At 62.4% G+C, this 25,492-nt stretch carries 23 protein-coding genes and 3 pseudogenes; 16 read left to right on the top strand and 10 right to left on the bottom strand.

The genetic code is table 11. From position 1 onward, the window contains the following. Positions 1 to 74: 74 nt before the first annotated feature. The gene (locus J5M71_RS04425) at positions 75 to 983 is read right to left on the bottom strand and encodes a LysR family transcriptional regulator (RefSeq protein WP_207830185.1); all 909 of its coding nucleotides are present in this window, start codon (positions 981 to 983) and stop codon (positions 75 to 77) included. A 47-nt stretch (positions 984 to 1,030) separates the two neighbouring features. Between J5M71_RS04425 and J5M71_RS04420 the strand changes: the two genes are divergently transcribed. Continuing rightward, a complete protein-coding gene (locus tag J5M71_RS04420; protein WP_241106599.1) occupies positions 1,031 to 1,570 on the top strand; it encodes a DUF6196 family protein in 540 nt (179 codons plus the stop codon). A 233-nt stretch (positions 1,571 to 1,803) separates the two neighbouring features. On the opposite strand, the gene J5M71_RS04415 is transcribed toward J5M71_RS04420, so the two are convergent. Then, positions 1,804 to 2,844 carry an alpha/beta fold hydrolase gene (locus J5M71_RS04415; RefSeq protein ID WP_207830182.1) on the bottom strand — a complete coding sequence of 347 codons (1,041 nt, stop codon included), beginning with the start codon at positions 2,842 to 2,844 and terminating at the stop codon, positions 1,804 to 1,806. A 188-nt stretch (positions 2,845 to 3,032) separates the two neighbouring features. Here J5M71_RS04415 and J5M71_RS04410 point away from each other — a divergent pair. Next, a pseudogene (locus J5M71_RS04410) lies at positions 3,033 to 3,364 on the top strand (aldehyde dehydrogenase); the annotation flags it as partial. Between the two features lie 54 nt (positions 3,365 to 3,418). Here the strand turns inward: J5M71_RS04410 and J5M71_RS04405 are convergent. After that, positions 3,419 to 4,330: a LysR family transcriptional regulator gene (locus J5M71_RS04405; RefSeq protein WP_207830179.1), complete on the bottom strand. Its 912-nt coding sequence runs from the start codon at positions 4,328 to 4,330 to the stop codon at positions 3,419 to 3,421. A 93-nt stretch (positions 4,331 to 4,423) separates the two neighbouring features. On the opposite strand from J5M71_RS04405, the gene J5M71_RS04400 reads away from it, so the two are divergent. Genes J5M71_RS04400 through aroE form a run of 5 tightly spaced genes read left to right on the top strand, consistent with a single transcriptional unit; the run spans position 4,424 to position 8,262 of the window. After that, positions 4,424 to 5,371, top strand: coding sequence for a ketopantoate reductase family protein (locus J5M71_RS04400; protein ID WP_207830176.1), 948 nt, complete (start codon positions 4,424 to 4,426; stop codon positions 5,369 to 5,371). Then, complete coding sequence (locus J5M71_RS04395) at positions 5,368 to 5,766, top strand: glyoxalase (RefSeq protein WP_085622481.1); 399 nt, start codon at positions 5,368 to 5,370, stop codon at positions 5,764 to 5,766. Before J5M71_RS04400 ends, J5M71_RS04395 begins: the two co-directional genes overlap by 4 nt. Continuing rightward, a complete protein-coding gene (locus J5M71_RS04390; protein WP_063913500.1) occupies positions 5,763 to 6,218 on the top strand; it encodes a MaoC family dehydratase in 456 nt (151 codons plus the stop codon). Before J5M71_RS04395 ends, J5M71_RS04390 begins: the two co-directional genes overlap by 4 nt. Then, positions 6,215 to 7,447: a CoA transferase gene (locus J5M71_RS04385; protein ID WP_063913499.1), complete on the top strand. Its 1,233-nt coding sequence runs from the start codon at positions 6,215 to 6,217 to the stop codon at positions 7,445 to 7,447. Before J5M71_RS04390 ends, J5M71_RS04385 begins: the two co-directional genes overlap by 4 nt. Then, complete coding sequence (aroE, locus tag J5M71_RS04380) at positions 7,444 to 8,262, top strand: shikimate dehydrogenase (RefSeq protein ID WP_207830174.1); 819 nt, start codon at positions 7,444 to 7,446, stop codon at positions 8,260 to 8,262. Before J5M71_RS04385 ends, aroE begins: the two co-directional genes overlap by 4 nt. A gap of 53 nt (positions 8,263 to 8,315) precedes the next feature. Here the strand turns inward: aroE and J5M71_RS04375 are convergent, their stop codons facing one another. The 4 genes from J5M71_RS04375 to J5M71_RS04360 are packed head-to-tail and all read right to left on the bottom strand — an operon-like array spanning position 8,316 to position 12,216. Next, complete coding sequence (locus J5M71_RS04375) at positions 8,316 to 9,035, bottom strand: proteasome-type protease (RefSeq protein WP_207830172.1); 720 nt, start codon at positions 9,033 to 9,035, stop codon at positions 8,316 to 8,318. A 41-nt stretch (positions 9,036 to 9,076) separates the two neighbouring features. Then, positions 9,077 to 9,856 (bottom strand): transglutaminase family protein, encoded by a 780-nt coding sequence (locus J5M71_RS04370; RefSeq protein ID WP_063913496.1) that lies wholly within the window; start codon positions 9,854 to 9,856, stop codon positions 9,077 to 9,079. Beyond that, entirely contained in the window at positions 9,853 to 10,803 is a 951-nt protein-coding gene (locus tag J5M71_RS04365) for an alpha-E domain-containing protein (protein WP_063913495.1), read from the bottom strand. Before J5M71_RS04365 ends, J5M71_RS04370 begins: the two co-directional genes overlap by 4 nt. Before the next feature lie 3 nt (positions 10,804 to 10,806). Continuing rightward, on the bottom strand, positions 10,807 to 12,216 hold the full coding sequence (locus J5M71_RS04360; protein ID WP_207830170.1) for a circularly permuted type 2 ATP-grasp protein: 1,410 nt from the start codon (positions 12,214 to 12,216) through the stop codon (positions 10,807 to 10,809). 418 nt (positions 12,217 to 12,634) lie between these two features. On the opposite strand from J5M71_RS04360, the gene J5M71_RS04355 reads away from it, so the two are divergent. The 6 genes and pseudogenes from J5M71_RS04355 to J5M71_RS29210 all read left to right on the top strand — a co-directional run bounded on the left by J5M71_RS04355 (position 12,635) and on the right by J5M71_RS29210 (position 19,674). Then, the gene (locus J5M71_RS04355) at positions 12,635 to 13,576 is read left to right on the top strand and encodes a chromate resistance protein ChrB domain-containing protein (protein ID WP_207830634.1); all 942 of its coding nucleotides are present in this window, start codon (positions 12,635 to 12,637) and stop codon (positions 13,574 to 13,576) included. Next, positions 13,569 to 14,939 carry a chromate efflux transporter gene (chrA, locus tag J5M71_RS04350; protein WP_207830168.1) on the top strand — a complete coding sequence of 457 codons (1,371 nt, stop codon included), beginning with the start codon at positions 13,569 to 13,571 and terminating at the stop codon, positions 14,937 to 14,939. The genes J5M71_RS04355 and chrA overlap by 8 nt, the downstream gene beginning before the upstream one ends. Before the next feature lie 324 nt (positions 14,940 to 15,263). Continuing rightward, entirely contained in the window at positions 15,264 to 17,318 is a 2,055-nt protein-coding gene (locus J5M71_RS04345) for an ATP-binding cassette domain-containing protein (protein ID WP_243434086.1), read from the top strand. Between the two features lie 9 nt (positions 17,319 to 17,327). After that, on the top strand, positions 17,328 to 18,374 hold the full coding sequence (locus J5M71_RS04340) for a glycine betaine ABC transporter substrate-binding protein (RefSeq protein WP_207830164.1): 1,047 nt from the start codon (positions 17,328 to 17,330) through the stop codon (positions 18,372 to 18,374). Beyond that, positions 18,371 to 19,294 carry a homocysteine S-methyltransferase family protein gene (locus tag J5M71_RS04335; RefSeq protein ID WP_207830162.1) on the top strand — a complete coding sequence of 308 codons (924 nt, stop codon included), beginning with the start codon at positions 18,371 to 18,373 and terminating at the stop codon, positions 19,292 to 19,294. The genes J5M71_RS04340 and J5M71_RS04335 overlap by 4 nt, the downstream gene beginning before the upstream one ends. A gap of 82 nt (positions 19,295 to 19,376) precedes the next feature. Then, positions 19,377 to 19,674, top strand: a pseudogene (locus J5M71_RS29210) (ATP-binding cassette domain-containing protein). 103 nt (positions 19,675 to 19,777) lie between these two features. Here the strand turns inward: J5M71_RS29210 and J5M71_RS04330 are convergent. Together J5M71_RS04330 and J5M71_RS04325 are read right to left on the bottom strand one after the other, a co-directional pair. Further along, the gene (locus J5M71_RS04330; RefSeq protein ID WP_207830159.1) at positions 19,778 to 21,016 is read right to left on the bottom strand and encodes an SfnB family sulfur acquisition oxidoreductase; all 1,239 of its coding nucleotides are present in this window, start codon (positions 21,014 to 21,016) and stop codon (positions 19,778 to 19,780) included. Positions 21,017 to 21,131: 115 nt separating this feature from the next. Beyond that, the gene (locus J5M71_RS04325; RefSeq protein WP_207830156.1) at positions 21,132 to 22,370 is read right to left on the bottom strand and encodes an acyl-CoA dehydrogenase family protein; all 1,239 of its coding nucleotides are present in this window, start codon (positions 22,368 to 22,370) and stop codon (positions 21,132 to 21,134) included. 339 nt (positions 22,371 to 22,709) lie between these two features. Between J5M71_RS04325 and sfnS the strand changes: the two genes are divergently transcribed. The 3 genes and pseudogenes from sfnS to J5M71_RS04310 all read left to right on the top strand — a co-directional run. Then, entirely contained in the window at positions 22,710 to 23,270 is a 561-nt protein-coding gene (gene sfnS / locus J5M71_RS04320) for an NADH-dependent FMN reductase SfnF (protein WP_207830154.1), read from the top strand. 31 nt (positions 23,271 to 23,301) lie between these two features. Continuing rightward, the gene (gene sfnG / locus J5M71_RS04315; RefSeq protein WP_207830149.1) at positions 23,302 to 24,393 is read left to right on the top strand and encodes a dimethylsulfone monooxygenase SfnG; all 1,092 of its coding nucleotides are present in this window, start codon (positions 23,302 to 23,304) and stop codon (positions 24,391 to 24,393) included. Positions 24,394 to 24,428: 35 nt separating this feature from the next. Next, a pseudogene (locus J5M71_RS04310) lies at positions 24,429 to 24,571 on the top strand (branched-chain amino acid ABC transporter permease); the annotation flags it as partial. A gap of 256 nt (positions 24,572 to 24,827) precedes the next feature. Here the strand turns inward: J5M71_RS04310 and J5M71_RS04305 are convergent. Next, the coding region (locus tag J5M71_RS04305; protein ID WP_207830145.1) for a zinc-binding dehydrogenase at positions 24,828 to 25,492 on the bottom strand (665 nt) is incomplete at its 5' end.

The raw sequence follows: 25,492 nt of genomic DNA, 5'->3' as shown, positions 1-25,492 counted from the left end.
CGACTCGTGGTTTCCCGGCGGTTCGAGCCAGACAGAGGGGCGATTAGCTGCCATTCACCCAGGGCCGGAACCTGCTAAGCCTGCGGCGAACCCAATGCAGCAACAACTTCGTCTATGAAGTGCCTGAGCTTTGCGGAGGGGCGACGGTCGAGGGGGTAGATCAGATTGACGGGATACGTGGGTCCTTCGAATTCCTCGAAGAGTACGACCAGCTCCCCCCGTTGCACATAGGGCATCAGTACATCCTCGACACACAGCGTGATGCCGAAATCCGACAATGCGGCGTTCACCTTGGCCTGGGTGTTATTGACTTTCAGTCGACTTGCAATGGGGACCGTGAACGTCTGCATGTTTTTGGTGAATCGCCAGAGTTTGTCCGTCATTCGATCGGAGAACAGATAGCCGAGACAATCATGGTCCACGAGTTGTTCGGGATGGAGTGGGGTCCCTTTTCGTGACAGATAAGCGGGAGATGCGCAAGCAAACATCCTGAAAGGTCTCAAGCCGCGCTGAACCAATGCCGCGCTGTCGGCCAGTTGGGGTTTGCCAAGCCGAAACACGACTTCGAATCCCTCTTCTACGACATTCACGAACCTGTCAGTCAACTCCAACTCGATTTCCGTTTCTGGGTAACGCGTTAGGTATTGGGTCAGGAACGGGATGAGTCGATGAGAACCATAATTATAGGGGGCGCTGATACGGATTTTTCCGCGCGGAGTCGAGTTTGCTGACAGCGCCAGCTGATCGGCGTCTTCAACGTCGCTCAGGATAGCCTTGCAGCGCAAGTAATAGTCCCTGCCCACGGCGGTCAGGCTTTGTCGGCGCGTGGTGCGGGTGATCAATTTAAGACCTAGCTCAGATTCCAGATTGCTGACCTGTTTGGCAATCAGCTGCGGCGTCACGCCTAACACGGCAGCTGCTGCCGAGAAGGAGTCTGACTCGGCTGCTGCTACGAACGCCGCCATGCTTTTTAGCTTATCCATATCTACAATCTTTGGTTGTTAATGTTATTGATTTTTGAGCATTTATCTTGAAGATCTTCGTGCTTAGTATCGCCTCGGTCAATAAAAAAGAAGCGCTGCGCGCTTTACTGAACGGAGAGTCTGAAATGGTGAACATTTCCCATGAAACAGTCCAGGATACGGAGCGTCGATTGTTGCACGTCATTACCCAAGCCCATTTGAGGCTCTTCCCCGGCACCTACGCCTTTCTCGAGTTTCCGTTGTCATCGTTTCCTGATGCCGCTCGCCCTGATGCACTGGCGCTCGTACGAGATGACCAGGTGTGGAGTCAACTGGTCCCCTGTGCCGACGTCGAGCAAGAGCTGTTCGGCGTCTGCCGATTCCATTTTCCGCAAGGCTCCGACAACAGCGGTTTCGTTGGCTGGTTGGCAATGCGCCTGAAGCAGAAGTTTGGGACCGGCGTTTTTGTGACCTGTGGCCAGAATCGAGATGAGGGCGGGATCTTTGATTATTGGGGCGTCCCGGCCAGCCTGGCTTCAGATATTTTCGCAGAGATCCAGGCTTTGGTGGATGGCCAAGCGGACGGGGAGGTGGCAGTTTCCCTGTAGCGGATACGTTCGAGTGTCCCCAGATCTCGGCTTCTGCGCGGCTGAATGGTCATCAGCCATGCGCGTATCTGAATGATGTGCTGACGCAGTGAGCCAGAGATATCTAGCAACTGCTTGCGCATCTGTGGATGCCTGATTGATCCGTGCAAGGTGTGTACGCTGGCTGCTTACTCTTTAGCAACCCATTCGAGATATTCATCTGACATTCCTACCATCAACGGAATTAGCGCTTGTCAGTGGCGAAAGGATTGTTCCAGAAACTCGGTAATCAGCGAGGCAATCTGCGCCTGTATCAGCGCGCGCGGTCGTGCGTTAACGCCGTCCTGGCAAATGATGCCATCGCCAGGTGCATCTTCTTCAAGCAATGCCGTGGCGCCAGGTTTGCACATGGACAGGAAGCTGAAGTGGCTGGCGTCCTCGATCTCGACATAACGAGTCGTCGCCGGAGGCAAACGCTTGGCCAGGGCGGCGGATTCCAGCTGTGCAGGGAGATCTTCAGACGCTGCGCCCGCCGCGATCACCAGAGTCGGTACTGGCAACGCCATCAGGCTTTCATCGGTCAGGCCGCGTGAAAGGCCCAGATCCAGGGTAACAATGGCAGTGACACGTTTGTCGCGCAGATCGCTGCCCAGTCGAGCTTTCGAAGCCGGTGCGCGATCGGGATTGATCTGCTTGTAAACGCTGCAACTGGATAGCTTGGGATGGGTGATGCAGTCCTGGACGAAACGCTTGGGATCGAAACGGGCACCCGCGATTTCCAGCGCGGTCCAGCCACCCAGTGAATGGCCAGCCACTGCGATCTGACGCTTGGCTACCCGTCCAAACTGATCCGGCTGGGCCATGACTGCATCGATGGCCCGTTGCAAGTCGATGGGGCGCTGCCACAACTGTGCCGCGGCTTCAGTGCGGCGATCGTGGGTGGTGGTGCCAGGGTGGTTGACTGCCGCCACGATGTAGCCCTGGTGAGCCAGTGGACTGGCTAACCATGACTGGTTCCCCCAGTTGCCGCGAAAGCCGTGGGAAAGTACCACCAATGGAAGCGCACCTGTGGCCGGGGGTGCATCGCGGACGGCGAGGGCACCGGCGAATACCTGGGTCTCAGCGATCAATTGTGGTGTAGCGGTGGTTGTGCTCGGGTACCAGACTGCCAGCTCCAGCGGGCGGCCATTTTGCGCGCCCGGCAACGTCGAGACCTGGAAGCCGATGGTTTTGTAGCCTGCGAATGCGGATATGTTCAGGCAGACATAGAGCAAGAAGCCGAATACTGTTTTCATTGGCTTATCTTCCTTGATGAGGCCAGCGTCGGTTGGGTGCGACCTGATGTGCGGAAAACATATCAGCCATCGCGCCCGCGCGCGCAATCATTTTGAATCGCTTTTGATTTCACAGGCACTGAACGACCGCTTTTGGCCGATAGCTGTCCTCCACGAGCGGCAGCAATGGGTCGAAAGCGGCCTCCGCGTCCCTGGTTGCCTCAACCAAGGCCACCGGTGGCATCGACGCCGTGGGTGTGTTCGTGCCAGACGATCCGGGGGCGAAGAACGACCTGGCGAAGCAGGGCAAGATGGCCTTCGATTTCGGTGCGTTCTGGTTCAAGGGCCAATCCATCCGCACGGGCCAGGCGAACGTGAAGCCTGCAACCGCCGCCTGGCGCAGCTCATTCATCACGGGCGCACCACGCCTTCCCGGATCATTTCCCATCGTTTGACGCTTGCTGAAGGCCCCGACGCCTACAAGCACTTTGATGCGCGGGATGATGGCTGGACGAAGGTGGTGCTCAAGCCTGCTGCTTGATCCGTATACCGATGCCTCCAGGGAAGGAAGCTTGGCGAGGGACGCGTTCGTCTTCTAACCACACCCTGTCTGAAACAATGCCCGAACCACCTCCCTCATCCAGCGATTCCCGCTGTCCTGCTGGTACCGTGCGTGCCAGTGCTGCTTGACCGTGAAGCCCTCCACTGGAAACGGGCAATCGTGCACCTGCAAACCATGCATGTCGGCAAGGGTCTGTCCGATGTGCCGTGGCAGCGTCGCCACCAGGTCGGTCGACCCGATGATCATCCCCAACCCCAGAAATGCCGGCAGCTCCAGTATTATCCTGCGTTCGATGCCGGCCCGCGCCAGGCCAGCCTCCAGCAGCTTCTGCCCGGTCCCGGCACTGATCTGTACATGCCCCTCGGCCTGGTAATGCGCCACGCTCATGCCTTGGCCCAAACGAGGGTGTTGTGGGTTGCTCAGGCAGACCCAGTCCTGCTCGAACAACACCTGCTGATACATCCCCGCGCCCAGCCAAGGCACAAAGCCGATGGCCAGGTCCGCCTCGCCCGACTCCAGCGCACTTTCGGTATTGCCATCGATGCGCGCCGCCTCCAGGCGAATACCGGGCGCGTGGGTACGCAGGTGGTTGAGGATGCTGGGCAGCAGGGTGATATGGCTGGCATCACTGACGCACAGGCGAAAGCGCCGTTGCGCCGTGGCCGGAACGAATTGCGGCTCCCAGGCGGTCAGGCGCCGCAGCGACTCCAGCACCTCGCGGCATGGCCCGATCAACTGGTCTGCGCGCGGGGTAGGGGCCATGCCCCCTGGCGTGCGTACGAACAGCGGGTCGTTCAACTCTTCACGCAAGCGCCCCAGCCAGATGCTCACAGTAGGTTGGCTCTGGCCGAGCTGTTCAGCGCTACGGGTCACGCTGCGGCACTGGTACAGCACATCGAACAGCTGCAGCAGCTTGGGGTCAGGCAAGGCGTCGAGCGCGCTCATTATTGCGAATCTCAATAGGCATATTAAGCCCATTGTATAGCCGAAATAAGCCTCGCTGCATAAGGTAGTCGCAAACAACAGGAGGTCTGCGACGTGAAAATCTGCATTCTGGGTGCCGGCGCCCTGGGTTGCGCCATAGGCGCGGCCTTGAGCGAGGCGGGGCATGAAACCTGGCTGTTGAACCGTGGCCGCGCACATGTCGAGGCGATGAACGTGCACGGGCTGCGGGTGCAGGACGAACGCGGCGAGCGGCAGGTGCGGGTCAATGCGGCCTGCGACGCCGAAGACGTGGGTGTGGCCGACCTGGTGGTGGTGCTGGTCAAATCGTTCCACACCCGCGAGGCGATTGACGGTGCCGGGGCGCTGATCGGGCCGCAGACGCTGGTGCTGTCACTGCAGAATGGCCTTGGCCATGAAGACATCCTGGCCGAAGTGGTGGGGCGTGAGCGGGTGCTGGCCGGCAAGACCTACGTCGGCGGCGTATTGCTGGCGCCGGGTTCGATCCGGGCCGGTGTAGCAGGCAAGCAGACCTTCATCGGCGAACTCGACGGCAAGCTGACGCCCCGTGTGCAGGCCATTGCCGAGGTCTTCAACAGCGCCGGGCTCGCGACCACGGTCAGCGACAACATCCTTGGCACCATGTGGGACAAGCTGCTGGTCAACGTCGCGACGGGCGCGCTCAGCGCTATCACCAGGCTCGGTTATGGCCAGCTCTACAGCGAGCCGCTGCTGGAAAGCACCGCCAAGGCAGCGGTGGCTGAAGCCATCGCCGTCGCTGGGCAAGCAGGCATCCACCTGAGCCTCACCAGCCCGGATGCTGCCTGGCGGCTGGCCGCCGAAGGCCTGCCGGCAAGCTTCCGTACCTCGATGCTACAGAGCCTGGAGAAGGGCTCGGTCACCGAGATCGATTTCATCAACGGCTCCGTCGTGCGCTGGGGCCAGCGCCACGGCGTGGCGACGCCGGTCAACGCGACCCTGGTGGCCTGCATCAAGGGTATCGAACGCGCAATGGCCGATCAGCAGAAGGGGAGTCATCCATGAGTCAGCCGAAAGCCTACCTGGAACACGTTGCGTTCTGGGTGCGGGACATCCAGTGGCACATCCGCTTTTTCAGCGAGGTGTGCGGCATGACCATGCGCGAGATACAGGGTGACGTCGAGCAGCCGGCGCAGTACTGGACCCTCGGTGGCCTGCAGTTCATCCACCAGCCGGACTTTGCCGGCCCGGAAGGGCGCATGGCGCACCTGGGCATCATGTGCGAGGACCTTGAAGCTGCCCTGGCCGCTGCACAGCGTTTCGGCGTCAGCGAAATGCCCCAGGGCCGCAACTGGCTGCGCCTGCCGGACGGCCTGGCGGTGGAGTTCATTCAGGCATTGCCGGCGAAGTGTGTCGCCCAGGCATTGGCCATCGACCCGCGTGCGGAGGTGAAGGCATGAGCGTGGTGGAAAAATACTGGGACGATGCCCGCGAAGGCGATGAATGCATCAGCCCCACCTACACCGTGACCCGCGAACGCATTCTGGCCTATGCCGACCTCACCGGTGACCACACCCCGGTGCATGTCGACGAGGCGTACGCCAACGCGAGTCACTTCGGCTGCCTGGTTGCCCATGGCCTGTTCGGGCTGTCGATCGCCGACGGCCTGAAGACCCAGTGCGAATACCGCTTTGTGCCGGGCATGTCGCTGGGCTGGACCTGGGACTTCGTGCTGCCGATCAAGGTCAACGATGTGCTGCACGTGCGCATGCGCGTGGGGGCGATGCGCCCGAGCAACAGCCGACCGGGCTGGGGCATCGTGGTCTTGCCGTCGGAACTGATCAACCAGCACGGCGAAGTCGTGCAGCGTGGCGAGCACCGGCTGATGGTGCCCAGGAGAGTGCAGGCATGAGCCAGGCATTGCCATTGGCGGGTATCCGCGTCATCGATTACAGCCACTTCCTGGCCGGGCCCTATGTGGGCCGCTGCCTGGCAGCACTGGGCGCCGAGGTGATCAAGGTCGAACGGCCGGGCAGCGGCGATGCCGGCCGCCAGCATGCATTCACCCTGGATGAGCAGCAGAGCGGTTACTTCCTGCAGCTGAACATGGGCAAGCAGGGCGTCAGCGTGAACATGAAGGACCCGCGTGGCAAAGCGTTCATGCAACGCCTGACCGACTCGGCCGATGTGTTCATCGAAAACTATCGCCCCGGCGCCCTGGACAAACTGGGCCTGGGCTATGCCGAGCTGTCGGCGCGCAACCCGCGACTGGTGTACTGCTCCATCTCCGCGTACGGCCACACCGGGCCGGATGCCCACCGCGCCGGTTTCGGGCTGATTGCCGAGGCCAAGAGCGGGATCATGCAGATGGTCGGCGTGCCGGGCGAAGCGCCGCCGTTGCTGCGCATTTCCCTGGGCGACATGTACACCGGCATCCATGCCGTGGCGGCGATCAATGCGGCGCTACTGGGCCGGGTGAGCAGTGGTCGTGGCCAGCACATCGACATGGCCCTGTACGACACGCTGGTGTCGATGCATGAATACGCGGTGCAGTGCTACACCTTGTCCGACGGCACCGTCCTGCCTGAGCAGACCGGCCATGACATGCCGACCTCCACCCTGTACGGCGTGTTTCGCGCCGCCGATGGCGACCTGGTGATCGCCGCCCAGGTCGACGACGCCTGGAAGCGCTTTGCCGCGATGCTCGAGGCCAACGGTGGCCCGCCCGGCTTCGGCAGCGACAGCCGCTACCACAGCCTCAATGGCCGCAACGCCCATCGCCAGGCGATCCTGGCCGTGGTGCGTGACTGGGTCGGCGCACGGCGGGTAGCCGATATCCTGCAATTGCTCGATGGCATCGACATTCCCAGCGCCAAGGTGCAGCGCATCGACGAGGTCGTGGCTGACCCGCAGATCCAGGCGCGCAACATGGTCATCGAGCAGCAGCACCCGCGCTACGGTACCTTGCGCCTGCCCAACCTGCCGTTCCGCTTTTCCGACTGCGACACCACGATCCACCAGGTGGCCCCGGACCTCGGCCAGCACAATGCCGAAGTAGCCGCCGGGCTTGGCTTCAGCCCTGAAGAAATCACCGCCATGCAAGCTGACGGTGTGCTGTTCACCCACGGAGATGCCCGATGAGCGACCGCTATGCAGTGATCGGCCGACCGATCAACCACACCAAGTCCCCGTTGATTCATGGCCTGTTCGCCCAGGCCACTGGCCAGTGCCTGGAGTACGGCGCCATCGAGGGCGAACTCGAGGGCTTCGAGGCCCAGGTACTGCAGTTTCGCGATGATGGCGGGTTGGGCATGAACATCACCGCGCCGTTCAAGTTGCGTGCCTTCGAGCTGGCCGACCAGCGCAGCGAGGCCGCCCAGCTGGCGCGGGCGGCCAATGCACTGAAGTTCGAGGATGGCCGTATCGTTGCCGAGAACTTCGACGGCATTGGCTTGTTGCGGGATATCGAGGAAAACCTCGGTGAACCGCTGGGCAATCGACGGGTACTGTTGCTCGGCGCCGGTGGCGCGGTGCGTGGTGCGTTGCTGCCGTTCCTGCAGGCGGGGCCGAGCGAACTGGTGCTCGCCAACCGCGACATGGCCAAGGCGCTCACACTGCGCAACGAGCTGGATCACCCAAGGCTGCGCATCAGCCGTTATGAGGAACTGGAAGGACAGTCCTTTGACATCGTGGTCAACGCCACTTCCGCGAGCCTCACCGGTGAGCTGCCGCCGCTGCCTGAGGGTGTGCTGGGCGAGACGCTGCTGGCTTACGAGCTGGCGTATGGCAAAGGCCTGACGCCGTTCCTGCGCATGGCCCAGGCGCAGGGTGTGGCGCGACTGGCCGATGGTGTCGGCATGCTGGTCGAGCAGGCGGCGGAGGCGTTCGCCTGGTGGCGTGGGGTGCGGCCAGAAACCCGCACCGTCATTGATCGCCTGACTATTCCGCTGGAGTAGGACCAAGACCACTGTGGGAACGGGCATGCCCGCTCCCACAGTGGCCCTGCCAATCAGTACGGCGGCGGTGGCAATTCGGCCAACAGTCTTTTGAGCCCGTCGCTCCACTGCCTGCGTATCTGCTCGTAATAGGCATCGTCGCTGGCGATACGCTGGCGTTTCGGTGTTTCCAGGCTGTCCTTGTGATATACCAACAGGTCCAACGGCATACCCACCGACAGGTTGCTGCGAATGGTCGAGTCGAACGAGATCAGGCCACAGCGCAACGCTTCATCGAGAGGCATCTGGTAGCCGAGGTTACGGTCCAGAATCGGCCGCCCATACTTGCTTTCGCCCAGTTGCAGGAACGGGGTGTCTGGCGTGGCCTGGAAGAAATTGCCCTGCGCATAGACGTTGTAGATGCCCATGGCGCCGCCGGCAATCTGGCCGCCGACGATGAACGAACTGCTCAGGTCGATTCCGGCCGACAGCTTGCTGCGATCACGGCCGACCACTTCGCGCAGGGTGTCGGCAACCAGTACCGTCGCATCGTAGAGCGTGGCAACGTTCAGCAGGTTGGGGCCGGGGCCCCGGGTGCGTTGCTGCAGCAGGTTCACCACCGATTGCGAGGTCGCCAGGTTGCCAGCGGTCTGCAGCACGATCAGGCGTTCCCCCGGCACGCCGAACACGAACAACTTGGCAAAGCTGGCGATCTGGTCGATGCCCGCATTGGTGCGTGAGTCGCTGATGAAGACAAGCCCGTCCGCCAGGTGCATGGCGACACAATAGGTCATGCTGTTTCCCTTGTTTTCTTTATGAACGGGTGCAGCGCCTGTCACTGGCGATGCACGTGCACGCTGGCCTGCATCGATTCGGCGCCACCTCCGCGGCGCACGCCCCTGACCGGACAGGCATCGAGGTAGTCCAGGCCCACTGCCAGCTTCAGGTGACGCTCTGGCCGGGTAAGGCGATTGGTGATGTCGAAGCTGTACCAGGCGTCATCGACCCAGGCTTCGGCCCAGGCATGGCTGGCCAGATGCTGCTCGTCTTCGGTGCACAGGTAACCGGAGACGTAGCGTGCCGGAATACCCAGGCTACGTGCGCAGGCGAGGAATGCATGGGTGTGGTCCTGGCAGACCCCGGCAGCGCCGCCGAACGCTTCGATGGCGGTGGTGCCCACCGACGTGGCCCCGGGACTGTATGGCATGTGCTCGGCCAGGGCTTGCATCAGCCCGACCAGCGCCGCCCGGTCGCGGTGTTCGCCACAGTGTCGCTTGGCGAAGGCCTTGAGTGCGTCATCGGCCTGGGTCAGGTGGCTGCCGCGCAGGAATGGCAGGGGAGAATGTTCGCCGGCCTCCTGCTCGCGCTCCGGGTCGATCTCCACCTGGCCGCTGGCGGTCAGCGCCAGGTGACCGTGGGGTTTGTCCAGGGTCAGTACATGCAGGATGTTGCCATACGGGTCGATCTGGCCGTTGACCTTGCAGGGCAGGTCCAGTTGCCATTCATTGATGCGCTGGCGCTCGCTGCTGCGGGGTGTCAGGCGCAGGAACTGGATGCTGTTGCAGACATCGCTTGCGTAGCTGTACGTAGTGTCGTGGCGAATGGACAGTTTCATACGACCTCCAGATAGGAGTGATGGACCGCCTGGCCCAGTTGGTTGATGCGTCCGATGAAGTCGCTCAGCCACGGGTGCAACCCCGCTTCGAGGATTTCGTCGATCGCGGTGTAGCGCAGACGAGCGTTGAGTTCGGCGGCCATGCGCTGGGCGGCGCGCCCGGTGCTGCCCGGCAGGCAGGCAAGGATCTGGTCCAGTTCCTCGATACAGGCATGCAGCGAGCGGGGCACGTCGACCCGCAGCAATAGCAGCTCCGATACCGGCCGTGCACTGGGCGCGGCGCGATAGAGTTCGTTGAAGGCTTCGTAGGAGGTTAACGCGCGCAGCAAGGCGCTCCATTGGTAGTAGCCGCGGGCAGAGTCATCGCTGACCTCTTCAGAGGCCTCGCCGAACATTTCATAGCGTGCATCGAGCAGGCGCAGGGTGTTGTCGGCTCGCTCCAGGAAGGTCCCCAGGCGGATGAAACTGTATGCGTCGTTGCGCATGATGGTGCCTGAGGTTGCACCGCGGAACAGATGCGAGCGTTCCTTGACCCAGTCGCAGAACTGGCTGATGCCGTAACGGCCAAGGCCATTGCTGGCAATGTTGCGCATCTCGATCCAGGTAGCGTTGATGTTCTCCCACATGTCGGCGGTGATGCGGCCACGCACTGCGTGGGCATTGGTCCTGGCCGCCTGCAGGCAGCAATAGATGCTGCTGGGGTTGGTCGCGTCGAGGGCGAAGAAGTGCAGCATGCGCTCGGTGTCGAGTTCGGTGTGCCGGCGGCGGTAGTCGTCCAGCGTTCCGGATGCCAGCAGCGACATGGCCAGCTCGGCATGGCCGTCACTGCGCCCGGCCTGGGGCATCAGTGATAGCGAATAGCTGACCTCGAGCATGCGCGCAAGGTTCTCCGCACGCTCCAGGTAGCGCGACATCCAGTACAGGTCGGAAGCAGTTCTCGAAAGCATGGTTCAGTCCTCCACCACCCAGGTGTCCTTGGTACCGCCGCCCTGCGACGAGTTGACTACCAGCGAGCCCTCCTGAAGTGCCACGCGGGTCAGGCCGCCTGGCACCAGTCGGGTTTCACTGCCAGACAGCACGAACGGGCGCAGGTCGATGTGGCGCGGTGCGATGCCGCTGTCGACAAAGGTCGGGCAGGTGGACAGGCACAGGGTAGGTTGGGCGATGTAGGCATGCGGGCGGGCCTTGATGCGGGCGCGGAAGTCTTCGATCTGTGCGCTGGTTGCCGCTGGCCCGACCAACATGCCATAGCCACCGGAACCCTGGGTCTCCTTGACCACCAGGTCGGGCAGGTTGGCCAGGACATGGGACAGGTCTGCAGGCCTGCGGCACTGCCAGGTAGGGACGTTGTTCAGCACCGGTTCTTCACCCAGATAGAAGCGGATCATGTCGTCGACATACGGGTAGATCGACTTGTCGTCTGCCACACCGGTGCCCACCGCGTTGGCCAGCACCACGTTGCCGGCGCGATATACCGAGATCAGCCCCGGCACGCCCAGCATCGAGTCAGGGTTGAACGACAGCGGGTCGAGGTAATCGTCGTCCAGGCGGCGATAGATCACATCCACCTGCTGCGGACCGGCGGTGGTACGCATGTAGACATGCTCGTCACGGATGAACAGGTCTGCGCCCTCGACCAGTTCGATACCCATTTCCCGAGCCAGGAAGGCGTGCTCGAAATAGGCACTGTTGAAGCGGCCAGGTGTGAGCAGCACGGCGGTGGGGTTGTCCAGTGGGCTGGCGCTCTTGAGCGTGTCCAGCAGCAGGTTGGGGTAGTGGTCGATCGGGGCGATGCGCTGTGCGGCGAACAGCTCGGGGAACAGTCGCATCATCATCTTGCGGTCTTCGAGCATGTAGCTGACCCCGCTGGGGGTGCGCAGGTTGTCCTCCAGCACGAAGTAGCTGCCATCACCATCGCGGACCAGGTCGACGCCGGCGATATGGGCATAGAGCCCACGGTGCAGCCCCAGGCCCTGCATGGCGATCTGGTAGCCTTCATTGGCCAGCACTTGCTCCGGCGGGATGATGCCGGCTTTGAGGATGCGCTGGTCGTGGTAGATGTCCTGCAGGAACAGGTTCAGGGCGTGCACCCGCTGGATACAGCCGCGCTCGACCATGCGCCATTCGCTGGCGCGAATGCTGCGCGGGATGATGTCAAAGGGGATCAGGCGCTCGGTGTCTTGCTTGTCACCGTACAAGGTGAAGGTGATACCGGCGCGGTGAAACAGCAGGTCGGCTTCGCGTCGGCGTTGCTCCAGCAACTCCAATGGGGTGTTTGCCAACCAGCGAGCGAACTCCTGGTAATGCGGGCGGCAACTTCCGTTCGTTTCGTACATTTCATTGAAAAATGCCCGGGACATACCCACTCCTTGCCGCCGTTGCCGGCAGCTTCATTGCGGTTCATCTACATATTCGGGTGCGGCCTTGCTGGGGTCGGTGGGTGCTGTGTCTGCGGTGAGCCTCGAATCCAATCAATTGCTGGTGCGTCGTGCACGCAAGGGCCGTTGCAATGAAGGTGCCGAAAGCCCGGCACAGCTGCGAAATGGCAAGAAGCGAGCGGTAACACATTGAAACCGCGAGATTTTATTGCTGCATTCAATGACTGCGCGGCGCGCAGCCGTAGCGGAGCGGCCCGAGGGACCGCCGACAGGTGTGCCTCAAAAAAAGGCACGTCATGCACCGAGCTTCAGCTTTTGGCCCGAATTGGAGCGCGCCTGTTGATTTTCCGTAGTTCTGGATTAATGTAGCGAATTAAACAATTTATGTTGAATAAGCTACATAATGGATTGGTTGCTACTGATTCTCGGATTGCCGACGGCCAATGCCACAGAGCGAATGCGTGCCTGGAGAGCCCTGAAGGCCTCTGGAGCCGCAGTGTTGAGGGATGGTGTTTACCTGCTGCCCGAGCAACGCTCGGGTCGGGAGGTTTTCGAAGCCGTCGAGCGAGACGTACTGGCCATCAACGGCACGGCATTTCTCCTGTCGCTGCCGGAGCGTGAAGAGCGCTTCAGCAAGCTGTTCGACAGGAGCGATGAGTACGCCAGACTGATGGCAGAAATCGCAGGCTGCAGGGCTGAACTGGCGCCGGACAATGCGCTGCAGACAGCACGGCAGGTGCGCAAGCTCAGGAAGGCCTTCGGCCAGTTGGCAGCGATCGATTTTTTCCCGGGCGTGCCCAGGGCACAAGCCGACTCGGCGCTGCAGGAGCTTGAAGCCGCGATTAGCCGCGCACTGTCTTGCGATGAGCCGAGTGCGCACGATCAGGTTATCACCCGACTGGAACGTATCGACTACCAGGGCCGCTGCTGGGCAACCCGTAGGCGTCCCTGGGTGGATCGGCTGGCATGTGCCTGGTTGATACGTCGCTTCATCGATGCTGACGCCCGATTCATCTGGTTGGGCAGCCCTGACGACTGCCCGAGCGATGCGCTCGGTTTCGACTTCGACGGTGCAACGTTCAGCCATGTCGGAGAGCGTGTGTCCTTCGAAACCCTCATCGAAAGTTTTGCCATTCAGCAGCCAGGCCTGTCTCGGTTGGCCGCCGTCGTGCATTACCTGGATGTTGGTGGAAGCCAGCCCTCAGAGGCGCCTGGCATCGAGCGCGTCCTCGCGGGCTTGAGAGAAAGCATTGGCGACGATGATCAGCTGACAACGGTCGCCGGGGGCATCTTCGACGGCCTGCTGACGGCTTTCGCAAGTGAGGAAAACCCAAATGGTTGAAACCACCTCCGCAGTAAACGAACAGCCTCCATCGCAAGCTGCTCGCAAGCCGATTGGCTTGTTTGAAGCGTTTCTGTTCTGGCTCAAGCTGGGCTTTATCAGCTTTGGCGGACCTGCCGGGCAGATCTCGATCATGCACGAGGAGTTGGTTGAGCGGCGGCGATGGATCAGCGAGAAGCGATTCCTGCACGCACTGAACTACTGCATGGTGTTGCCAGGCCCTGAGGCACAGCAGCTAGCCACCTACATCGGTTGGCTCATGCACCGCTCCTGGGGTGGGGTGATTGCCGGCGTACTGTTCGTGTTGCCCTCACTGTTCATCCTGATTGGCTTGTCCTGGGTCTACATTGCCTTTGGCGAGGTCCCGGTGGTGGCCGGGATCTTCTATGGCATCAAGCCTGCAGTCACGGCGATCGTCGTTCACGCGGCTCACCGGATTGGCTCGCGCGCGCTGAAGAACGGCTGGCTGTGGGCCATGGCCGCAGCGTCGTTCGTGGCTATCTTCGCTCTCAACGTGCCTTTCCCGCTGATCGTGCTGGTCGCCGGTATCATCGGTTATGTAGGCGGCCGGTTCGCGCCCGGCAAATTCGTGATTGGTGGCGGTCATGGCGCTGCCAATAGCAGTTACGGCCCGGCGCTGATCGACGACGACACACCAACGCCTGAGCATGCGCGTTTTCGGGTGGGGCATTTGCTGCGCCTGGTACTGATCGGCGCGGTACTCTGGGCCTTGCCCATGGGGCTGCTGACACTGGCGTTTGGCTGGGCCGGCACCCTGACGCAAATGGGCTGGTTCTTCACCAAGGCCGCACTTTTGACCTTTGGTGGCGCTTACGCCGTACTGCCCTATGTCTACCAGGGCGCCGTCGCGCACTACGGCTGGCTGTCACCTACCCAGATGATCGATGGTCTCGCCTTGGGGGAAACCACGCCAGGGCCGTTGATCATGGTGGTTGCCTTCGTCGGCTTTGTCGGTGGTTATGTGCATTTAGTGTTTGGCGCGGAGCACCCGTTCCTGGCCGGTGCGGTCGCGGCGAGCCTGGTCACCTGGTTCACCTTCCTGCCGTCCTTTCTCTTCATCCTGATCGGTGGCCCGTTGGTGGAGTCGACCCACAATGAGATGAAGTTCACTGCGCCACTGACTGGCATCACGGCTGCTGTCGTGGGGGTGATCCTCAACCTGGCCCTGTTCTTCGGCTATCACGTGCTCTGGCCAAAGGGTTTCGGCGGGGCGTTCGACTGGCCTTCGGCGCTGATCGCTATTGCTGCTGCAGTGGCCCTGTTCCGCTTCAAGCGTGGCGTGATCCAGGTACTGGTTGCCTGTGCTCTGGCCGGCCTGGCAGCCCACATGCTGCGTGGTTGATGCCGGTTGCCGGCCGACGTCGTCGGCTGGCTTTCACGAGCTGTGTCCAGGCGGCGGGAGGGTCGTGAATGACCGTATTCATCCCTTCGCCTTGGATAACGGGCTCCCTTCTTGCTGTTGCCCATCCAACAGCAGCCGTACAGTGATGCTGCTACCGCAGCATGCCGCTCCCGCTAAATAAGCAGGCACGCCTGGAAATACGTGGGGTCTGGCTGATTGGCATGGAGTCTGCTCAGTCGCTCTGGAATCTTGTGAACTCCAGGGGGCGACGTGATCGCTGATGAATACCCACTGATTGCCGGCGACCCAGTGAAAGCCACTGCGCTGGCCGGCACAGGTGGACGAAATATTGCCTTTGCCTCGGCATCGATCGCCGATATCGCGCTGGAATTCCGCGTGGTGACCAAACGCTACGAGGGCCACAGGTCAGGCTCTAGTAGCGCGGTTGAGCAAGTGAGCCTCGCGGTGCGGCGTGGCGAGGTGCTTTGCCTGATGGGTACATCCGGCAGCGGCAAATCGACCTTGCTGCGCCACGTCAACCGGTTGATAGAACCAAGCAGCGGCGATGTGCTTATCGATGGCGAGCTGCTGAGCGACCTGACGTTGCCCGCGCTGCGCCAGCTGCGTTCGCAGCGCATCGGCATGGTGTTCCAGCACTTCGGATTGTTGCCGCATCGCAGCGTACGCGACAACGTTGCCTTGCCTCTGGAGCTGCGAGGTGAGCCGGAAAGTGCGCGGCACGCAGCGGCGCAACGGCAACTGCAGGCGGTGGGGCTGGCAGAGTGGGGCGAGCATTTCCCCCACGAGTTGTCTGGCGGCATGCAGCAACGCGTCGGGCTTGCCCGGGCGCTGGTCACCGACCCTGACATCCTGCTGATGGACGAACCATTCAGCGCGCTGGACCCGACCATTCGCCGCGACCTGCAGGGTCGCTTCCTGCAACTGGTGCGTGAACGCGGCATCACGACGCTGCTGGTGACCCACGATCCGGGTGAAGCGTTGCGTCTGGCCGACCGTATCGCCGTGCTGCGCGCCGGGCGACTGATTCAGGTCGGCACCCCCGGTGAACTGCTTGAACAACCGGCGGACGAGGGCGTGGCGGATTTCTTCGACGAGCGGCCGCATATCGGTCCCACCGCTGCGTCGCCTGGCGACGAGGTGCTCGGCGCGTCGCCGCCGGCCGCTTTGCAAGCGCCTGCGAAAAACAGCTGGCTTCGCCAAGGCCTGTTGGGCCCGGCAGCGCTGGCTGCCGCAGGACGAAGTAGCCTGTTCTGGCTGGCGCTGCTGGTGGAGTTGACGGCCCTCGCCGGGTTCGCTGGCGCGTGGCGCGAGGGGGCCGGATGGATGCTGGCCATCGCACTGGCAGCACTTCTGGTCAACCGCACTGCCTGCGTTTGGCTGAGCCTGCGCGGTCACGACCGTGACTCCCATGGCGCGGGATTGCCCCTGGTGCTGCTGCTGGCGAGCCAGGCACTGACACTATGGCGCGCCCTGACGCCTGATGCTGCCGGCGCACTGCTGCAGTTTCCCTCCGACCGCGACAGCATGCTTGCGGTAGCTGGTGCCATCGACCGGTTGATCAGCTGGTCTCAGTTGACCTTCGAGAGCGCCTTCGTCGGGGTGATCGTCGCTGTGCGTACTGTCATCGAAGGCGTTGAAGGCGCGCTGGGCTGGATTCCGTGGCCGGTGCCGGCGCTGGCCCTGATCTATCTGGCCTGGCGTTCCGCCGGAGCGACCCTGGCCCTTACCAGTGCGTTGGCCCTGGGCTACATCGGCCTGTTCGGTTTCTGGGAACGCACGGTCTCTACCGTCGCGCTGGTCGGCTCATCGGTGCTGCTGTCGCTGCTGATCGGTATTCCTACCGGCATCTTGCTGGCCAAGCGGCCGCTGGCGCGGCGCGTGATCACGCCGCTGCTCGATGTCATGCAAACCTTGCCGACCTTCGTCTACCTGATTCCGGCGGTAGCCTTTTTCTCCGTCGGCAAAACACCGGCGGTGATCGCCACGGTGATCTTCGCCCTGGCGCCGATGATCCGCCTCACTGCCCTGGGTATTCAGGAGGTGCCCAAGGCCGCAGTAGAGGCCGCAGTCGCCCACGGCGCGACGCCCTGGCAGACGCTCACCCGGGTCGAGTTGCCGCTGGCTTCCGGCTCCCTGTTGCTAGGGGTGAACCAGACCATCGTGATGAGCCTGTCCATGGTCGTCGTGGCAGCGCTGATCGGCGCCGGTGGCCTCGGCTACGACGTCATGACCGCCCTGCGCAACATCAAGGGTGGGGAGGGCGTCCTCGCCGGCATCGCCATTGTTTTCTGTGCCTTGGTGCCCGACCGGATCATCCAGGCATCCCTTCGCAAACGTCATCGTCCCACTCAGGAGTAAACCCCCTACATGGCCAGATTCCTTTCCCGCGCACTCGCTGGTGTCACGTTGCTGGGTGCGCTAGTGCCGACCGCGGCAATCTTCGCCAAGGACAAGATCGTCATCGGCGAGCAGAACTGGACCGGCGCCATCGCCATCCAGTACATCCTCGGTAACGTCATCACCAGCCGGCTTGACGGCGATGTGTCCTACCTGGCCGGTGACCTGCCGGTACTGTTCGCAGCCGCCGCCAAGGGCGACGGTTCGGTGGATGTGCTCACCGACATCTGGCTGCCGAACCAGTCCGCCGCCTGGGCCAGATACGTCACCGGCGGCACCCGTTCGCTGGTTCCCAACAAGCAGCCCTACGTTGGTGTACAAGGTTTTTATATTCCCGGCTATATACAGGACAAGTACGGGGTGAAGTCGGTTTACGACCTCAAGAGGCCTGAGGTCGCCGAGCTGTTCGCGCCGCCAGGGGGCGGCAAGTCTCAGCTGTTGGTCGGGCCGGCGGGTTGGGAGTCGACCTATATCGGTCAGATCAAGGCCAAGGACTTTGGCTTCGACGGCAACTTCGAGTCTGTCTCCACCGAAGCCTCGGTGACCTACGCCAAGCTCGACGCTGCCTACAAAGCTGAGCGCGGCGTGATCTTCTACGCCTATACGCCGGACTGGATCTTCTCTGCCTATGACCTGCGCCGTCTCGATGAGCCACCGTTCGATGGCTATGCCCAGGACAACAAGAAGGGCGATCCCCTGTACAAGGCTGACGGCTGCTGGAAGTTCATCAGTCCGACCGTCGATGCCGACTGGCTGAACAAGAGCAGCGTCACCTGCGCTTATCCTGACGCGAAGGTGCACATTCTCGCCTCTTCGGCGCTGCAGCAGCGTGCGCCCCGGATCGCCGCATTCCTGGAAAACGTGAGCATCGATCCGGCATCCCTTAACGAGCTGATCCTCAAGATCGAGCGCGAGAAGCAGCCGGCAGACGCCGCGGCCAAGGCCTGGGTCGCCGCCAACCAGGCGACCGTCGATCACTGGTTGAGTGCCGCTGGCACCAAGGTGGCAGCGCAATGACTCAGAATGCCTGGACCCTGCTTGATGGCGGGATGGGGCGAGAGCTCAAGCGTATCGGCGCACCGTTCCGGCAGCCGGAATGGTCGGCCCTGGCGCTGCTCGAAGCACCTGAATACGTAGCGCAGGTACATCGCGCGTTCATTGCGGCCGGCGCCAGCGTGATCACCACCAACAGTTATGCGGTGGTGCCGTTTCATATTGGCGAGGAACGCTTTGCCCGCTCCGGCCGGGCCCTGGCCGGGCTTTCCGGGCAGCTTGCCCGTGGTGCCGCCGACGAGGCAGACGCCCAGGTGCGGGTTGCCGGTTCACTGCCCCCCGCGCTAGGGTCGTATCGGCCGGACCTCTTCGACCCGGTCCGCTCCCAGGCCATCCACCGCGAACTGATCTCCGGCCTGGCGCCGTATGTGGATTTCTGGCTGGCGGAAACCCAGAGCTCCCTGGCCGAAGCCCGCGCCGTGCATGCCGCGCTGGACGGTGAGTGCAAGCCGCTCTGGCTATCCTTCACGCTGCTCGATCCCGACACGGAGCAGTCGCAACCTTTGCTGCGCTCGGGCGAAAGCGTGGAGCAGGCAGTTCTCCTGGCCCTTGAGCTGGGTGCCAGCGCCTTGCTGTTCAACTGCAGTCAGCCGGAAAGTATGGGCGCCGCGCTCCACAGTGCCCGGCAGGTGCTGAAGAAGCAGGCCCGCGAGTTGCCACTCGGTGTGTATGCCAATGCCTTTCCTCCAGTGCGTGAAGACGCCCAGGCCAACGACACTCTGCTCGATATCCGCGCCGACCTTGGGCCTGAGGCCTACCTGCAGTGGGCGCAGCAGTGGGTCGAGGAGGGGGCTACCATCGTGGGTGGTTGCTGTGGCATTGGTCCGGAACATATCGCCCAGCTCAATCATCACCTGCAGGCGCACGAGGAGATCCCCGACTAGCTGGTGTCGTGTCGTCACGCTGTCAGACCGCGATGATCAACGGCGGCCAGGTTGAGGGGCTGCACGTTGCTCGGGCCAGTCGCTGCTTGCGGTAAACGACATAGAAGTGATTTACGACGGCGCGATTCTCTCCGTGGCCGGGGTTTCACTGCAGGGTGGCGATATCGTCGCGCTGCTAGGAGCCAACGGCGCGCCGGCAAGAGCACCACGCTGAAGGCGATCTCCAGTCTGGTACAGGCCGTGGCCGTATCCACTTCCTGCGCCATGCCAGTTATGCCTGCATCCTGGAGAACGGCCGGGTGGTAGGTGAGGGAGCGGCCGCCGAGCGGATTGCACGGGAAGACATCCGGCATTTCTACCTGGGCGGCAAGGCCGGCTGATGGGGCGGCGGCATCTGCAACCGCCTTGCATCATCCAGCACTGATGCTTGTTTAATGCTCCGGGAACCCCCTGGCCGAATCCTGCGCCCGGCCAGGGCTGCGCTCAGCTCCAGGGATGGCGCGGCGGCTTGATGCCGTTGAGCAGGTAGTTGCCGATGAGGTGGTATTTCCAGCGTACGGGGTCGTGCAGAGTATGCACGCGGGCATTACGCCAGTGACGGTCAAGGGAGTATTCCTCCAGGGTCGAGCGGGTGCCTGCCAACTCGAACAAGCGATTGCTGGCAAGGATGGCCACCTCGGTCGTGAGCACCTTGGCTTCGGCCGTGCGGATGGAGGCCTCGGCCACGCTCTCTTCACTGGGTTCGCGTATTGCCAGGTCGATGGCATCTGCCGCCAGATCCAGCACGGCCTCGGCGGCGCGCAGGCGAATCTGCAGGTCGCCGAGTTGCTGGAGGATGTAAGGGTCATCGGTGGCTTTCTCCAGTCCCGAATCGATCCAGGGACGAGTGTGTCGGCGCACGTAGTCCAGGGTGTCGGCCAGCGCTTCTCGTGCCAACCCCGCATCGATGGCCGCCTGGATGAACTGCGAGATCGCTCCGCCAGCGGTAGGGCGGTCGAAGGCCTGCCAGATTGGCACCACTTGGCTGGCCTGCACCCGCACCTGCTCGATCAGCACCGTGCCGCTTGCCGTGGTGCGCTGGCCGAAGCTGGACCAGTCGTTGATCACCTTGAGCCCTTCGGTTTCCCGTGGCACCACGGCCAGATGCGGGCGCCCCTGCTCGTCCACGCTGACGATGGGAATCCAGTGTGCCACCAGGGCGCCGGTGGAGAAGAATTTCTGCCCGTTGACTACGTAGTCGTCGCCATCGCGTGTGATCCTGGTCTGGAGGTCCGCGACGTGCTTGCCATTGCGTTCGGAGAAGGCGTTGCCGAAGCGTGCTCCGGACAGGGCAAGGTCGAAGAAGAAGCGCTTCTGCGCGTCGCTGGCGTCGAAGCCGATGTGCGCGAGGATGACGAAGTGATTCTGCGGTAACTGGCCGAGTGAGCCGTCGGCTGCCGAGATGATCTTGAACACCTCGCCGACGGTGCGGTAGCTGGCTCCCAGGCCCCCATAAGCCTGAGGCACGGTGATGCTCCAGAGGCCGCTTTGCGAGTAGGCCTCCAGCTCCGCCAGCGGCAGGCGGCGTTCGCGATCACGGGCGGCAGCCTCGCGGCGGAAGTCCTGAGCCAGGGCGTGCGCCGCCTCGATGGCTTCGCGCTCACTGCCAAAGCGGTGGGCTGGTTTGCTGGATTGGTGCAGCACGATGCTTTCATCTCGCTGCTGCAGGTGGGGTTCGCTCATCAAAGGGCTCCTTTAGAAACGGTCGTTGAGCTTGATGTCCTGGATGAAAAGTTACGCCGACCCGCGAGTGTGGCTCGGGGGTGGGCGTGATCGCAGGGGGATTGGAATGGCGGCTTCAGCGCTGCTTGGCACCACCGCCGATCTGCCAGACGTAGGGCGGCTCGGTGCCATTGACGTGCCAGTCGCCGATGATGCGTTCCTTGTAGATCACAGGGTTGTGCACGGCAGCGGTGCGCGCGTTGCGCCAGTGGCGGTCAAGTTGCTTGGTGGTACTGGTGCTGGAGGCGCCCAGGGTGTTGAACAGGTCGCTGGTGGCACGCAGCACCAGCTCCACGGCCGCCACCTGCGCCTGGGCTGACTCCAGTTCGGCGGCAATATTGGCCTGGCGCTCGGCGGCCTCGTCATGGCCGAAGCGAGCCAGGTAGGCTTGCTGCGCAGCCTCGGTGGCGCGCAGGGTGCCAGCCTCGGCGGCGTAGACCAGCGCGCAGGCCTTGCCGATGACCTGCAACACCTGCGGATCCTGGCTTACCGCTGGTGCATTGCCATGGCTGAACACGCGCGTGCGTTTGCGGGTTTCCTGGCTGAAGTCGCGCAGGGCGGCGCGACCCGAACCGACGATGACGGCGAGCAGTACCAGTTGGTAGAAGGCGGTCTGGTACTTGAAGCGGGTGGCGAAGTCGATGATGTTTTCTTCCTCGACCTCTGCGTTCTCGAACACCGAGGTGCCACTGCCTGTCGTGCGTTGGCCGAAGCCGTCCCAGTCATCGCTCTGGGTGATGCCTGGCTGTCGGGTGCGGATCGCCGCGATCACATCACCACCGGTGTCGTCGCGGCGGGCGAACAGGTCGATCCAGTCGGAGAAGAGGCTGCCGGTGCTGTAGTACTTGGTTCCGTTGACCACCCATTTGTCGCCTTTGCGCGAGACACGGGTGATGACATCGCCAATCTTCACCGAACCCACTTCCGTCCAGGCGCAACCCACCAGATCACCTTCGACGAAGCGTTTGAACCAGACGTCCTGCGCTGCACTGGCGTGGGCATTGAGACGGTCTTCGACGAAAGCGAAGTGCCCGCGCAATGCCTGCGGCACGTTGGAGTCGGCTTCGGCCAGTTCGATCAGCAGTTGGAACAGTTGCGGCAACGAGGCGCCAGCGCCGCCATGTTCGACGGGAACACGCACGGCGCCAAAGCCGGCCTCCTTGAGCCAGCGGATGGGCTCGAAAGGCAGGCTGCGGGTGCGCTCCCGCTCCACGCTACCTTCGGCGATGCGCGCAAAGATTGGCCGGAAGCGGGCGGCAAGGGTTTCGTAGTCGGTTCCGATGGACAGTTGAGGCAGGTGGGCTTGAGCGGTCATTGCAGTTCTCCTCGATGGGTGCGGTTGCGCACCATCGCTCCTTCGCAAACTCCGTGCCCTTTAAGAAAGTGCTTTTAAATCAAATGCTTGATCATCTTTCGTTGACGCGCGGGCTGTGTCGCTGGCAACAGCCTGTCGCAGGGCTGTTGCCAGGCGGTCATTCGGCGCCTCAGGCCCTGCTGTTGGCTTGCAGTCAGTGATTCAACAGCCTGCTTGTGCCGGAGCAGCAATGGCTGTTGACTGGTTTGGCCAACGCATTGATTTTGAACGCTTTATTGGTTTGGCACGGTAGCTGCTCAAGAGCTTCTGGACGAAGCCGCGAGGGCAGGAGGGATGTGCATGAACACAAGCGTCATCAGGGTCGTGGTGGTATCGGGCAGCCTGCGCGCGCCATCACGTACTCATGGGTTGCTGCAGGCGCTGGTGGAGAAGCTGCAGGCAAGGTTGTCGAACCTTGACGTGCATTGGGTGCGCATCGCCGAGCTTTGCAGCGCCTTGTCCGGCTCGCTTGAGCGCGATACCGCCTCCGCCGATTTGCAGCTTCACTTGCAGGCCATTGAGCAGGCCGACCTGTTGTTGGTCGGCAGTCCGGTTTACCGCGCCTCCTACACGGGTTTGTTCAAGCACCTGTTCGATCTGGTAGACCACCAGTCGCTCAGAGGGGTCCCGGTAGTGCTGGCGGCCACCGGTGGCAGCGAGCGCCACGCCCTGATGATCGATCACCAGTTACGCCCCCTGTTCGCCTTCTTCCAGGCGCACACCCTGCCGTATGGCTTGTACGCCAGCGTCGAGGCCTTCGACCAGCACCATCTGGTCGAGCCCGCGCAGTTCGAACGCATCGAACGGGTGCTCGACACCGTCAGCGCGTTCTTCCAGATCCCGGTCGCCAGTGCGGCCTGACTTCATTTCCCCCGGCAACAGGAGCATCGCCATGAGCCAACCAATCAAATTCGCCTACTGGGTCCCCAATGTCAGCGGCGGCCTCGTCGTCAGCAAGATTGAGCAGCGCACCAGCTGGGACATCGACTACAACCGCAAGCTGGCACAGATCGCCGAGCGTTCCGGGTTCGAGTACGCGCTGTCGCAGATCCGTTTTACTGCCGGCTACGGCGCCGACAACCAGCACGAGTCGGTGACCATCAGCCATGCGCTGCTGGCAGCCACCGAGAAGCTCAAGGTCATCGCCGCAATCCTGCCCGGTCCGTGGTCGCCCGCGCTGGCGGCCAAGCAACTGGCAACCATTGACCAGTTCACCGGCGGACGCATTGCCGTCAATGTGGTGTCAGGCTGGTTCAAAGGCGAGTTTCGCGCCATCGGCGAGCCTTGGCTGGAACATGACGAGCGCTACCGTCGCTCCGAGGAGTTCATCCGTGCCCTCAAGGGTATCTGGACCCAGGACAACTTCAGCTTCCACGGTGACTTCTACCGTTTCAACGACTACACCCTCAAGCCCAAGCCGCTGCAACGGCCGCATCCGGAGATTTTCCAGGGCGGCAGCTCGCGGGCTGCGCGTGACATGGCATCCAGGGTCTCGGACTGGTATTTCACTAACGGCAACAGCGTCGAGGGTATCAAGGCACAGGTCGATGACATCCGTGCCAAGGCCGCAGCCAACGGGCACGCGGTGAAGATCGGGGTAAACGCTTTCGTCATTGCCCGTGACACCGAGGAAGAAGCCCGTGCGGTATTGGCAGAAATCATCGCCAAGGCCGACCCGGAGGCGGTTAACGGCTTCGGCAGCGAAGTGAAGAACGCAGGGGCGGCCAGCCCGGAAGGCGAGGGCAACTGGGCAAAGTCCACCTTCGAGGACTTGGTGCAGTACAACGATGGGTTCAAGACCAACCTGATCGGCACCCCACGGCAGATCGCCGAGCGCATCGTCGCGCTCAAGGCCATCGGCGTCGACCTGATTCTCTCCGGCTTCCTGCATTTCCAGGAAGAGGTCGAGTACTTCGGCAGACACGTACTGCCGCTGGTGCGCGAACTGGAGCAGGAAAGGCGCGCAGCCGTGGCCGTGGCCTGAGGCCCGTCGCCATGCAGGGGGAACGTACAGACAACCTGCCCAAGGTGTGGGTGGTGGTTTGGGCTGTCGCTGGCTTCGTCGGGCTGGTCGCCGGCTGCTCTGGGGCGCACGCCTGGGCGTGCAGTTTTACCTCTCGCTGGTGGTGCTCAAAGCCCTGCCGGTGTTGATCATCGGCGGCCGCGCTGAGGAAGCTCGGTTTAGGTTGACTGACTTCCTCAGGGCGTAAAGCGGACGCTTGTGATGGGCAGTATTCAGGGAAGAAATGGTTGTGCTCCGCATGACGCAGCCGTCAGTTGGAGAAAAGTGATGACCATCACTCTCCGAACAGAGCTATACCCAGGCCTGCCACCATCACTAGCGCCCCGCCCAGTTTGATGGCAGACACCGGTCTTTCAACTGCACCCAACAGTCCAGAGTCTACCTCATGGTTGGCGTCAACGATCGGCGGCTTGGCCGTTCACGTCCACAATCAACCGGCCACGGATCTTCCCGTCCATCAGTTCAGAGGCGGCGGCAATCGCGCTCTCAAGGCGAATTTCTTTGCTCATCAACGATAGTGCGTCGAGGTTCAGCTGATCGGACAGCCTTTCCCAAGCCTCGACTCGTCGCTCGAATGGCTGAGTAACGCTGTTGATGCCGAGCAGGCTGACCCCTCGAAGAATGAAAGGTGCAACGGTTGCCGGGAAATCCATTCCCTGGGCCAATCCGCACGCAGCTACCAAGCCTTCAGACATTGTGCTTGCGCACGCATTGGCCAGCGTATGGCTGCCGACCGAGTCGATAACGGCCGCCCATTTTTCTTTTGCTAATGGACGCCCCGGGGCAGAAAGCTCGGCCCGATCGATGATGGTCGTTGCGCCCAGGCTTTTCAGGTAGGCGGCTTCGCTAGCTTTTCCGGTTGCGGCAGTGACGGTATACCCGGCACCGGCCAGAAGGCTGATGGCGAAACTACCGACGCCGCCTGTGGCGCCTGTGACCAACACCGGCCCATCGGAGGGTTTCAATCCATGGCGCTCCAAGGCCATCAGGCATAGCATGGCGGTGTATCCAGCGGTGCCGATGGCCATGGTTTGCCGCTCGTCCAGGCGCTCTGGGTGAG

The sequence above is a fragment of the Pseudomonas sp. 43(2021) genome, assembly GCF_017490805.1.
Classification (GTDB): Bacteria; Pseudomonadota; Gammaproteobacteria; order Pseudomonadales; family Pseudomonadaceae; genus Aquipseudomonas.
The sequence above is the reverse complement of the archived record's forward strand: the minus strand, read 5'-3'. Positions and strand labels throughout refer to the sequence as shown.